Source organism: Agromyces sp. NPDC060279, assembly GCF_042726785.1.
GTDB lineage: Bacteria > Actinomycetota > Actinomycetes > Actinomycetales > Microbacteriaceae > Agromyces.
This window is the reverse complement of record NZ_JBHXBK010000001.1, coordinates 892,095-903,118: the sequence shown is the minus strand read 5'-3', so window position 1 is coordinate 903,118 and position 11,024 is coordinate 892,095. Positions and strand designations below refer to the sequence as shown.

Below are 11,024 nucleotides of genomic sequence, written 5' to 3'. Positions count from 1 at the left end.
CGCGGGCCTCGGTCGTCGGCCCGCCCGACGGCTCAGGCGCTGAACTCCCGGCGCCCGTTGATCACGCCGCTGACGGCGGCGACGACGGCGAACACGAACGCGACGATCGGCTGACCCATCAGCCACCAGGCGATGGCGGCGGACGAGAACACGGCGATCTCGACGAGCGCCTTCACGAACGGGTCGACCGCGAACACCGCCTTGGGGGACCGGAACAGCGCCCAGAGCAGGATCGCGAAGAGCGGTGCACCGATGCCGACGAGCACGCCCGGCCAGGGCAGCGGGAACGCGGTGAAGCCGAAGATGCCGAGCGTGACGATCGCGAAGAGCTCGAGGACGAAGCGGAGCAGGTCGTTGAAGCCGATCTTCGGCTGGGCGGTGCTGGGGGCGTTCACGACGATCAAGCCTAGTCGCGCCGCGAGGCATCCGCGGCCGCTGCGGCCCCGCCCGGCCGAAACCGTGACCGTGAGCTCAGCGGAAGATGATCGTGCGCGCCCCGTCGGCGAGCACGCGGCGCTCGGCGAACCACTTGACCGCCTGGCTGAGCGTGCGGCTCTCCTCGTCCTGACCGATCGCGACGAGCTCGGCGACCGAGCGCGAATGGTCGACGCGCACCACGTTCTGCTCGATGATGGGCCCCTCGTCGAGGTCGCTCGTCACGAAGTGCGCCGTCGCCCCGATGAGCTTCACGCCACGTGCGTGCGCCTGCCGGTAGGGGTTGGCGCCCTTGAAGCCGGGCAGGAAGGAGTGGTGGATGTTGATGCAGCGGCCCGCGAGCGCCTCGCACAGTTCGGGCGAGAGGATCTGCATGTAGCGGGCGAGCACCACGAGCTCGATGTCGTGCTGCTCGACGGCTTCGAGCACGCGCCGCTCGAACGCCGCCTTCTCCTCGGCGTTCGTGACGGCGAGGGACTCGAACGGCACCCCGTAGAAGTCGACGAGGTCGCGCAGCGTGCCGTGGTTCGAGAGCACGAGGGGGATGTCGACCGGCAGCTGCCCGGCGCGCTGACGGAACAGCAGATCGTTCACGCAGTGCCCGGCCGTGGAGGCGAGCACGAGCGTGCGGAGCGGGCGGGCCACCTCGTCGAGGTGCCACTCCATGCCGTACCGTTCGGTGACGGGCAGGATGGCGCGCTCGAACTCCGCGCGGTCGGCCGGCGACTCGACCTGCAGCCGCATGAAGAAGCGGCCCGTGTCGAGGCTCGCGAACTGCTGGCTCTCGGTGATGTTGCCGCGCGCCGCGACGATCGCTCCGCTCACCGCGTGCACGATGCCCGGTCCGTCGACGCAGACGAGGGTCAGCACCCAGTGGTGCAGATGCGCGGGGGCGAGGTCGGCGGCGGAGGTCATCCCGCCAGAGTACCGGGTTCGACGGGGCCGACCGCCCCGTCGACGAGCTGGTCGGCGACGGCGTCGGGCAGCGCGACGCCCGCCAGGAGACCGCCCTCCTCGCCCCAGGAGCGCAGGCCGGGCACGAAGGGGCCGGTTCGCTCGCCGACGGCGTAGCGCACGCCGATGCTCGAGGGGTCGAGGACCTCGCCGACGTAGCCCCGCTCCGACCAGCCGCCCGCGCCGAGCTGCACCCGGTCGACCACGCGCCCGTCGGCGAGGAGCTCGATGGTCGCCTCCGGGACACCGTTGAACAGGCCGTACCAGGCGGTGTCGAACACCCCGCCGTAGTAGAGCGCGGGCGCCTGGAGCGTGATCGGCACCTCGGCGGGCTCGGAGACGTTGCCCGCGGCGTCGCGCTGCACGACCGCCACCCGGCTGTCGCCGGCCGGCAGCGTGGAGAGCTCGATCGTCCAGCGCCCGTCGGGACCGGCCACGGTGCTGACGGAGCCGTCGCCGGCGGATGCCTCGGCGCCGTCGCCGCTCGCGGCGAACACCGTCGCCACATCCTGGGGCAGCGGGGTCGCCGTGACGGTCGCACCCGGTTCGGCGGTGCCGCGCAGACGGGGGAAGACGAGGCCGCCCGCCGTGTCGACGTCCCGGTCGACCGACGGCGGCAGCGCGACCGTGTCCGGCGGCTTGGGGGTCGGCGTGGGCGTCGGCGTGGGAGTGGGCTTCGGGGTCGCCGGGTTCGGCTTCGGCGCGGGGGTGGCCGGTTCTGCCGGTGCCGGGGGCGCCTCGTCGTTCGAGGGCGGTGCCTGCACGGTCGGCGGGGTGACCGGCGGAGCCAGGGGCGGGGTGACGACGGGCGGTGCGGCGACGGGCACGTCCTCGCTCCCCGCCGCGGGCGCCTCGACGGCCGGCGCCTCGGCGACGAGCTGCTCCTTCGGGGTGCCGGCGGTGAGTCCGGGCAGCACGACGGCCGCCGCGACGACCGCGGAGACGAGCACGAGCGCGCCGACGCCGGCACCGACCGCGAGGCCGGCGCCGCCGATCCCGCCGGCCGTCCCGCCGGCTGCGGCGCCCCCGGCGCCTGCTCCACCGGCGCCAGCGCCGGCTCCACCGGCACCGCCAGCGCCTGCGGCTCCGCTCGCGGCTCCGGCGGCGAGCCCAGCGCCGCCGACGCCCATGGCGACGTCGACGACCGGCGTGTGCTGCTGCAGCCACGCGGAGTACGCGGTGGCGCCGCCGATGCCGGCCGCGAGCGGCAGCAGCACCAGGGCGAGCCGGGAACCGACCTCCTTCGCCTCCGCGGCGACGATCGTGCACTTCGCGCAGCCGTCGAGGTGCCGTTCGAGTCGGGAGGTGTCGCGCTTGCCGAGCTTGCCGCGGGCGTAACCGCCGAGGTGGTCGATGGTCCAGCGGCACTCGGGCTCGCTGGCCGACTTCAGGTGCGCGCGGATCCACGCCTGCCGAAGGCCCTCACGCGCGCGGTAGGCGAGAGCGGCCGTCGAGTTCGCGCTCATGCCGACGAGCGGGGCGATCTGCGCGGGCGTCATCTGCTCGACCTCGGAGTACCAGAGCACCTCCTGCCACCGCGTCGGCAGCGAGCGGAACGCCTGCGCCGTCGTGCTGCGGTCCAGGGCGTCGAGCGTCGACTGCTCGTTCGACTGCGGATCCTCGAAGGACTCGAGGGTCTCGAGGTTCGTCTCCTGCCGGGCCCGGCCCCAGCCGGCCGCCGTGTTGCGGATGGTCGTGAAAAGGTACGGGCGGAATGCGCCGCGCGGCCCGCCGCCGGCGAGGATCGCGTCGTAGATCTTCGTGAAGGACTCGGAGACGAGGTCGTCCGGGTCGAGGCTGCTGTAGGAGCGCGCCACGGTGCGAGCGGAGGCGGCGTGCCGCTGCCACAGCTCGGCGTACGCGGCCGAGTCGCCCTGCCTCGTCTGCTCGACGAGGTCGAGGTCCGAGACCTCGCTCACGGCGTTCCGCATCGTCATCCTCCTCCCGGGCGCATCGCATGCAGGCCCGATCGAGAGACGGTGGAGCAGCCGCGTCATGACGCGGAAAATGATCGGGTCACAGCATTTCAGCAGATTTCTCTGGAAATCGCGTCATGATCGCGTCGAGACCGCATCTGTTCAGCGAAGGCATCCGCACGGATCGCGGAGCCGGGAAACCCGAACCCCGGCGAGATCCGTTCCGCGCGGACGCTCTGAACCGGGCGGGGGAAGCCCGGTTCGGTACCCGGCCGGGCTTCGGAGGCGATGGGGAACACGCCTCCGAACCCGGTCCACCGGGGTGCTGGTTCCCTGGTTCCCTGAGCGCGTCGAAGGGAACGGTGCGCTTCGACGGGCTCAGCGCACCACCTGGTTCCCTGAGCTCGTCGAAGGGAACGGGGCGCTTCGACGAGCTCAGCGCACCAAGCGGCGCGCTTCGACGAGCTCAGCGCACCACCCTGGTTCCCTGAGCGCGTCGAAGGGAACGCGGCGCTTCGACGAGCTCAGCGCACCATCGAGCTCAGCGAACGAGCCGCCCGTGCTCGGCGAGCGTCGTCTGCAGGGACGCACGGGCCGAGGCGTAGCGACCGCGTGCGGTCGAGGGGTTCACCCCGAGCAGCGCCGCCGCATCCGCGATCGAGAACCCGTCCCAGTGCACCAGCCGCACGAGTTCGGCCTGCTCGTCCGGCAGTGCCGCGATCGCCGCGGCGACGTCGAGCCGCACCTCGACCTCGGTGGGCGGCGCAGCCTGCAGCTCGACGTGCAACCGCTGCACCGCAGCGCTGCCCCGCCGTCGGGAACGGTTCGTGTTCAGCATCACCTTGCGCAGCACGCCGAACAGGTACATCCGAGCCGCGAGCGGCTCCGTGGGCAGCTTGGCGCTGCGTCGCCACACGATCTCCAGGGCGTCGCCGAGCGCATCGGCGGCGTCGCCACGGTCGAGGGCGCGGCGTTCGGCATAGGCGAGCAGATCGTCGAGGTTTGCGGCGATCGCCGCCGCGACGTGGCCGTCGCGAGCTGCGCGGCGGCTCACCGGCGTGCCCGCTCGCACGTGACCGAGCTGGCGATGTCGACCCGCACGATGCCGCGCTCGGAGAACGCCAGGCCGAGGGCGTCGTTCAGCGTCTCGGAGACCGTCCAGTCCTCGAAGTCGCCCGCTTCGAGCGCGAGCCACGGCGACGCCGGGTCGGCCGACTCGAGCTCGGCACGCTGGGCGGCGACCAGTTCGGCGATGTGGGCCGGGGTGAGGTCGAGCCGGTCGGCGGCGGCCATCGCCGTTTCGTACACCTCAGCCTCGGAGTGTACGAGCCCGTGGTGCTTCTGCTGATACGTGAGTCGGAACGCGGCCGTGCACGCCTCGCCCTCCGTGCTCAGGTAGCTGATCGTGCGGTCGGGCGTCCAGCCGAACCACTGCCGCACCTGCGGTGAAGCCGCCGCCGCGCCGGCGCTTGCGACGACGATGAGTCCGCTCAGCCCGGCGGTCAGCGCCCAGCCGCGTCGCCGGCGGCGCGTCACGCGGGCCTCGGCACTCACCGCGCCGAGCGCATCGCGCAGCCGGGCGGATCGCGCAGCGGTCGACGGTGCGCTGTCGCGGAGCAGCGTGTCGAGCTGCGAGTCATCCATCGTGTCCATCCTCACGTCGTCTCGGACCGTCACCCTGAACATGTCCGCACGAGCGGGGAACGTCCGCGACCGGTCGAGATCGAGCCGGCAGGCGGGATGCCTCGGCGCGCTTCGACGGGCTCAGCGAACCAAGCGGGGTGCTTCGACGGGCTCAGCGAACCACCTGGCGCTTCGTCGAGCTCAGCGAACCACGTGGTTCCGCGGCGGTCAGCCGGCGAACGGCACCAGCGTGCGGCCCGCGCCCCACACTGCCCGCACGGCGAGCTCGTCGTCGAGCAGCACGGCGTCGGCCGCGAAACCGCGGTCGAGACGGCCGAGCTCGTGGGCCCGGCCGATCGCGGCGGCGGGCGTGGACGTCAGCGCGCCGATCGCCTCGTTCAGCGGGATGCCGCAGTCGAGCACGGCGCGTCGCAGCGCCACGTCCTGCGTGAGGGTCGACCCGGCGATGGAGCCGCCGTGCTTCAGCCGGGCGACGCCGTCGAGCACGACGACCTCGAGCGAACCGAGGATGTACTCGCCGTCGGCCGCGCCCGTCGCCGCCATGGCGTCGGTGATGAGCGCGAGCCGGCCCGGTGCGCCGGAGAATGCGAGCTTCACGACGTCGGGATGCACGTGCACGCCGTCGTTGATGATCTCGAGGGTCACATGATCGGCGTGCATCGCGGCGACGACGGGGCCGGGGGCGCGGTGATGGATGCCGCGCATGCCGTTGAAGGCATGCGTCAGGATGGAGGCCCCGGCGTCGAAGGCGGCGAGCGCCTCCTCGAAGCCGGCACCGGTGTGCCCGACGGCGACCGCGACGCCCTGCTCGACGAAGCGGGCGATCGCCTGGGCGGCGCCGTCGTGCTCGGGCGCGATGGTGATCTGTCGGAGTGTGCCGTCTGCGGCATCCAGCAGTGCGTCCACGTCGGCGAGGCTCGCCCGCCGCAGCAGCTCGGGGTCGTGCGCGCCGCGGAACTCGTGGTCGAGGAACGGCCCCTCGAGGTGCGCGCCGAGGATCCGCGGGTCGTGCGCCGCGAGCTCGGCGATCAAGCCCAACCGCTGGGCGAGGGCGTCGACGGGGGCGGTCACGAGCGAGAGGACCGAGCGGGTCGTGCCATGCGCGGTGTGCACCTCGAGCGTGCGCTCGACGCCCGCCGGGCCGTCGTCGACGGCGGCGCCTCCGGCGCCGTGGCAGTGCAGGTCGATGAAGCCGGGCGCGAGCCATCCGCCCGCCGCGTCGACCACCTCGGTGCCGGCGGCGAGCTCGGCGCGCCAGCTCTCGCCGAGCCCGCGCGCCGCGACGACGCCGTCCTCGAAGCGCACCCACGCGTCGGGCGTGGTCTCCGCGTCGGTGACGAGGCGGGCCGAGTGGATGACGACGGGCGCGGTGCTCACGCGTTCAGCCTAGTTGCGCGGGAAACGACGCTCATTCGGCGACCAGCACCTCGTAGCCGTACTCGGCGAGCGCGGCGCGCTGCTCGCTCGTGATGCCCGAGTCGGTGATGACGAGCGGGAACAGCCGCGGCCCGCCCATCGTGGCGAACGCGGTGCGGCCGAGCTTCGAGGAGTCCGCGACGATGATCGCGCGGCCCGCGCGGGTCGCCATCAGCCGGTTCACCGCGGCCTCGCGCTCGTCGTGGGTGGTCGGGCCCTTGGCGGGGTCGATGCCGTTGACCCCGATGAACGCGATGTCGACGGTCACCGAGTTCAGCACCTGCTCGGCGTAGCTGCCGACGAGTTCGTAGCTGCGCGGGTGCAGCACGCCGCCCGTGACGACGAGCTTGATCTGCGGCCGGGTCGCGAGCTGGGTGGCGATGTTGACCGCGTTCGTCACGACGGTGAGGTTCGGCGTCGGCGACGGCTCCATGATGTCGGGCCGCGTCGCGAGCGCGTTGCCGACGGCCGTGGTCGTCGTGCCGCCGGACAGGCCGATCACGGCGCCGGCGGGCACGAGTCGGCTCGCCGCCTGGGCGATCCGCTCCTTCTCGTCGGTGTGCTGGTGGTTCTTGTAGCGCAGCGGCAGGTCGTAGGCGACCGTCTGCGCGACGGCGCCGCCTCGCGTGCGGGTGAGCAGCTGCTGCTCGGCGAGGGTGTCGAGGTCGCGGCGTGCGGTGGCGGGCGAGACGCCGAGGCGCTCGACGAGCTCGTCGACCTCGACCCGCCCGCCGTCCGCGAGCAGGTCGAGCACCGCGTTCAGCCGCTCGGCACGATTCATGGTCACCCCTCGGTCAGCGCGAAGCTCCGCAGCATCCGCGCCGCTTCGACGGCGACGGCCTCCCGGCCCTCGCGCACGTACTTCCGGGAATCGACGATATCGGGCTGGGCGGCGAGAACCCCGCGGATGGCGCGGGTGAAGTGGCCGTTCAGGTGCGTGGAGACGTTGATCTTCGTCATGCCCGCGGCGATCGCCCTGACGATCTCCTCGTCGGCGACGCCGGAGGAGCCGTGCAGCACGAGGGGCACCGGCAGCGCCTCGTGCAGGCGCGCGATGAGCTCGAGGTCGAGGGCAGCGGTGCGGTCGGTCATCGCGTGCGAGGATCCGACGGCCACGGCGAGGGCGTCGACGCCGGTCGCAGCGACGAAGGCGACCGCCTCGGCGGGGTCGGTGCGGACGCCGGGCGCGTGCGCGCCGTCCTTTCCGCCGACCTCGCCCAGCTCGCCTTCCACGAAGACCCCGGCGGCGTGCGCCTTCGCGACCACTCGGGCGGTGGCCGCGACGTTCTCCTCGTACGGCAGCGCGCCGCCGTCGAACATGACCGAACCAAAGCCGAGCGCGATCGCCTCGTCGACGAGCTCCTCGCGCTCCGCGTGGTCGAGGTGCACCGCGACGGGCGTCGCCGCGCGGCGGGCGACCGCGAGCGTCGCGAGCCCGATCGGCTCGAGCGCGCCGTGGTAGTCGGCGCAGTTCTGGGAGAGCTGCAGGATGACCGGCAGCCCGGCCCGCTCGGACGCGGCGACGAGCGCCTCGGCCGTCTCCAGGTGGATGACGTTGAAGGCGCCGAGGCCGGTGCCGGCCGCGGCGGCGGCGCCGACGAGCTCGGCGGCGGGGACGAGGGGCATGCGTGGCCTTTCGGTGGGCGGGGCTGTCAGGCTCCGGCGGGGTGGTCGACGATGAGGCGGGCGGCGAGCTCGGGATGCCGGGGCGAGATCTCGCCCGCGCCGGGAGCGAGCACGGCGGCGGCCGACCAGGACGCCGCCGCGACGAGCAGACGTTCGTCGTCGACCTCCGGGTCGTCGTGGAGCAGCACGGCGGCGGCGGCGACGGCGGCGTCGCCCGCGCCGGTCGGGTTGCCGGCGAGCGGCTCGGGCAGGCGGGCGCGGAGCGGCGGGGCGTCGGCGCGGACGAGCAGCAGCCCGTCGGCGCCGAGCGAGCAGAGCACGCGGCGGGCGCCGCGCCGGAGCAGTTCGCGCGCGCCGTCGACGGGGTCGTCGATCCCGGTGGCCTCGGCGAGTTCGGCCCGGTTGGGCTTCAGCAGAGCCGCACCGGCCGCGGCGGCGGCGAGCATCGCGGGACCGGAGACATCGACGAGCGCGGGCACCCCGCGCTCCGCGGCGAGGCCGAGGAGTCGCGGCACGAGTTCGGGGTCGGCGCCCTGGGGCAGGCTTCCCGAGACGACGAGCACGCCCGCGCCGGGCAGCGCCGCCTGCACCTCGTCGAGGAGGGCGGCCCACTCGGCGGGGCTCGGGCTCGTGCCGCGTTCGTTGAAGATCATGGTGTCACCGAGCGTCTCGTCGACGATCGCGGCGCTGCGCCGGGTCTCCGCCGCCACGGGCACGAGCCGGTGCGGCACGCCGCTCGCGCGCAGCTCGCTCGCGAACTCCTCGCCGACCGGGCCGCCAGCGGTCGTGACCGCGAGGACCTCCGCGCCCTGCGCGTGGGCCACCCGGGCGACGTTCAGACCCTTGCCGCCCGCACGGGCGAGCGCCGCGCCGACGCGGTGCGAGCCGCCGGGCACGACGCGTTCCGCGCGCCAGGTCAGGTCGAGCGCGGGGTTCGGTGTGACGGTGAGGATCATCCGGCGGCCTCGGCATCCGCGCCCTGCGCGCCGCCCGTGGCGAGCTCGCCCTCGAGCTCGCGGGCGATGAGCGCGGCGCCGAGGAGCCCAGCGTCCTCGCCGAGCTCCGCGGGCACGAGTTCGGGCCGGCGGTGGAAGCTCAGCCGGGCGTCGAGCCGTTCGCGGAGCGGGCCGAACAGGCCCTCGCCGGCCCGGGAGAGCCCGCCGCCGATCACGACGGCGCGCGGCGCGAGCACCGCGGTGAGCTGGGCGATCGAGAAGGCGAGCGCGTCGAGCGCCTCCGACCAGACCGCGGATGCCTCGGCGTCGCCGCCGGCCGCACGGGCGAGCACCTCGCGGGCCCCGTCGACGGCGCGTCCGGAGCGCTCGACGTAGTGCCGCGCGATGGCGCCGGCCGACGCGATCGCCTCCAGGCACCCCATCGCGCCGCACGCGCAGCGCGGGCCGTCGGCGACGGGGGAGTGCCCGATCTCGCCCGCGTAGCCGCCGGCGGTGTGCGGCCGCCCGTCGAGGATCAGCGATCCGGCGATGCCGGTGCCGATGACGAGCACGACGACGTCGTCGAAGGCGCGGGCGGCGCCGAGCCGGTGCTCGGCCCAGCTCGCGGCGCGCACGTCGTGGTCGAAGGCGACGGGGAGACCGATCTCGCGCGCCGCAAGGTCCCGGATCGGGGCGTCCGCCCAGCCGAGGTTGCTCGCGAAGACGCCGACGCCGCGCTCCGCGTCGACGATGCCGGGGACGACGACGCCCGCGGCGACCGGCTCGACCTCGGGGAAGCGGGCGCGCAGCTCCCGGGACAGCTCGCCGAGCCGGCGTGTCACGGAGGCGGCGGTGCGCCCGGGCTCGAGCGGGGTCGGCGTCCGGCTGAGGCCGAGCACGCGGCCGGCGCCGTCGAAGAGCGCCGCCTTGATGTCGGTGCCGCCGACGTCGAAGGCGAGCACCGCCGGGCCGGCACCCACTGGGGCCGGCCCGACGGCGGGAAGGTCGGAGGATCGGTTCACGGATTCAGGATGACCGATCGCGAGAGATTCCGGGGGCGATCGGGGTCGAGTCCCTTGGCGCGAGCCCGGGCGAGGGCCACGCGCTGGGCGCGCACGAGCTCGGCCATCGGGTCGAGCGCGCTCGTCTCGAAGCGGGCGCCGGTCGCGGCGACGTCGGCGGCGAGTCCCTCGGGCGCCGCGCCGAACTGCCAGGTGACCCGGCCGGGCGCGGCGATCGCGATCGGGCCGTGCCGGTACTCCATCGAGGGGTACGACTCGGTCCACGACTGCGAGGCCTCGCGCATCTTCAGCGCGGCCTCGTGGGCGAGGCCGACGGTCCAGCCGAGGCCGAGGAAGCTGAACTGCTCCGCGTCGACGAGGGCGGGGTCGAGCTCCGCGGAGACCGCGGCCGAGGCATCCGCGATCGCGCCGTCGAGCTCCTCGCCGAGGCTCGCCCGGAAGAGCGCGAGCGCCGTGGTGGCGAAGCGCGTCTGCACGACCGACTGCTCGTCGGCGAAGGGCAGCAGCACGGCGTCGTCGACGAGCGAGACGAGCGGGGAGTCGGCGTCGCCGATCACGCCGATCGTGCGCACTCGGCCGCGGAGGCGCTCGACGAGCTCGAGCACCTCGGTCGTGGTGCCGGAGCGGGTGAGGGCGACCACCGCGTCGTAGCCGCGGTCGACGAAGGCCTCGGATGCGGCGAACGCGTCGGTCTCGCCGTGGCCGCCGCGCTCGCGGAGGGCGGCGTAGGACTGCGCCATGAACCACGAGGTGCCGCAGCCGACGACCGCGATTCGCGCCCCGGCCGCAGGCAGCAGCGCCTGCTCGGTGCGGAGCCCGGCGGCGCGCGCCCAGGTCTCCGGCTGCGAGCCGAGTTCGGCGGCCATGTGCGCTCCGCCGAGGGGCTGGGGGGTGGTGGGGTCGGTCACCGGGTCGCTCCTCCGTGCTCGGTCGTCGGGCGTGCTCGTTCGGCTCGGCTGACGACGCATCAATGCTCGCGAATGATCGTTTCATGCGTTGTGCAATCATGTCAATGCAAGCAATGCTGGTGTTGTGGCCGATAGAGACGGTATGTATAGTTTCCGAACAAATTCGGA

The 11,024-nt window shown here is 73.9% G+C and carries 11 protein-coding genes; all 11 read right to left on the bottom strand.

The genetic code is table 11. From position 1 onward, the window contains the following. Positions 1–32 precede the first annotated feature (32 nt). Positions 33–395, bottom strand: coding sequence for a YrdB family protein (locus ACFWE1_RS04250; RefSeq protein ID WP_376932277.1), 363 nt, complete (start codon positions 393–395; stop codon positions 33–35). Between the two features lie 76 nt (positions 396–471). After that, entirely contained in the window at positions 472–1,350 is an 879-nt protein-coding gene (purU, locus tag ACFWE1_RS04245) for a formyltetrahydrofolate deformylase (protein WP_376932276.1), read from the bottom strand. Further along, positions 1,347–3,320 (bottom strand): sigma-70 family RNA polymerase sigma factor, encoded by a 1,974-nt coding sequence (locus ACFWE1_RS04240; protein ID WP_376932275.1) that lies wholly within the window; start codon positions 3,318–3,320, stop codon positions 1,347–1,349. The genes purU and ACFWE1_RS04240 overlap by 4 nt, the downstream gene beginning before the upstream one ends. A 526-nt stretch (positions 3,321–3,846) precedes the next feature. Then, positions 3,847–4,359: an RNA polymerase sigma factor gene (locus ACFWE1_RS04235; protein WP_376932274.1), complete on the bottom strand. Its 513-nt coding sequence runs from the start codon at positions 4,357–4,359 to the stop codon at positions 3,847–3,849. Beyond that, positions 4,356–4,949: a hypothetical protein gene (locus tag ACFWE1_RS04230; protein WP_376932273.1), complete on the bottom strand. Its 594-nt coding sequence runs from the start codon at positions 4,947–4,949 to the stop codon at positions 4,356–4,358. The genes ACFWE1_RS04235 and ACFWE1_RS04230 overlap by 4 nt, the downstream gene beginning before the upstream one ends. Before the next feature lie 207 nt (positions 4,950–5,156). Next, a complete protein-coding gene (gene nagA / locus ACFWE1_RS04225; protein ID WP_376932272.1) occupies positions 5,157–6,326 on the bottom strand; it encodes an N-acetylglucosamine-6-phosphate deacetylase in 1,170 nt (389 codons plus the stop codon). A 31-nt stretch (positions 6,327–6,357) separates the two neighbouring features. Then, positions 6,358–7,146, bottom strand: a complete 789-nt coding sequence (locus ACFWE1_RS04220) for a DeoR/GlpR family DNA-binding transcription regulator (protein WP_376932271.1) — start codon at positions 7,144–7,146, stop codon at positions 6,358–6,360. 2 nt (positions 7,147–7,148) lie between these two features. Beyond that, a complete protein-coding gene (locus tag ACFWE1_RS04215) occupies positions 7,149–7,991 on the bottom strand; it encodes a ketose-bisphosphate aldolase (RefSeq protein WP_376932270.1) in 843 nt (280 codons plus the stop codon). Between the two features lie 26 nt (positions 7,992–8,017). After that, positions 8,018–8,947 carry a 1-phosphofructokinase family hexose kinase gene (locus tag ACFWE1_RS04210; RefSeq protein ID WP_376932269.1) on the bottom strand — a complete coding sequence of 310 codons (930 nt, stop codon included), beginning with the start codon at positions 8,945–8,947 and terminating at the stop codon, positions 8,018–8,020. Then, positions 8,944–9,948, bottom strand: coding sequence for an ROK family protein (locus ACFWE1_RS04205; protein ID WP_376932268.1), 1,005 nt, complete (start codon positions 9,946–9,948; stop codon positions 8,944–8,946). Before ACFWE1_RS04205 ends, ACFWE1_RS04210 begins: the two co-directional genes overlap by 4 nt. After that, the gene (locus ACFWE1_RS04200; protein WP_376933059.1) at positions 9,945–10,814 is read right to left on the bottom strand and encodes an SIS domain-containing protein; all 870 of its coding nucleotides are present in this window, start codon (positions 10,812–10,814) and stop codon (positions 9,945–9,947) included. The genes ACFWE1_RS04205 and ACFWE1_RS04200 overlap by 4 nt, the downstream gene beginning before the upstream one ends. Between the last annotated feature and the right edge of the window lie 210 nt (positions 10,815–11,024).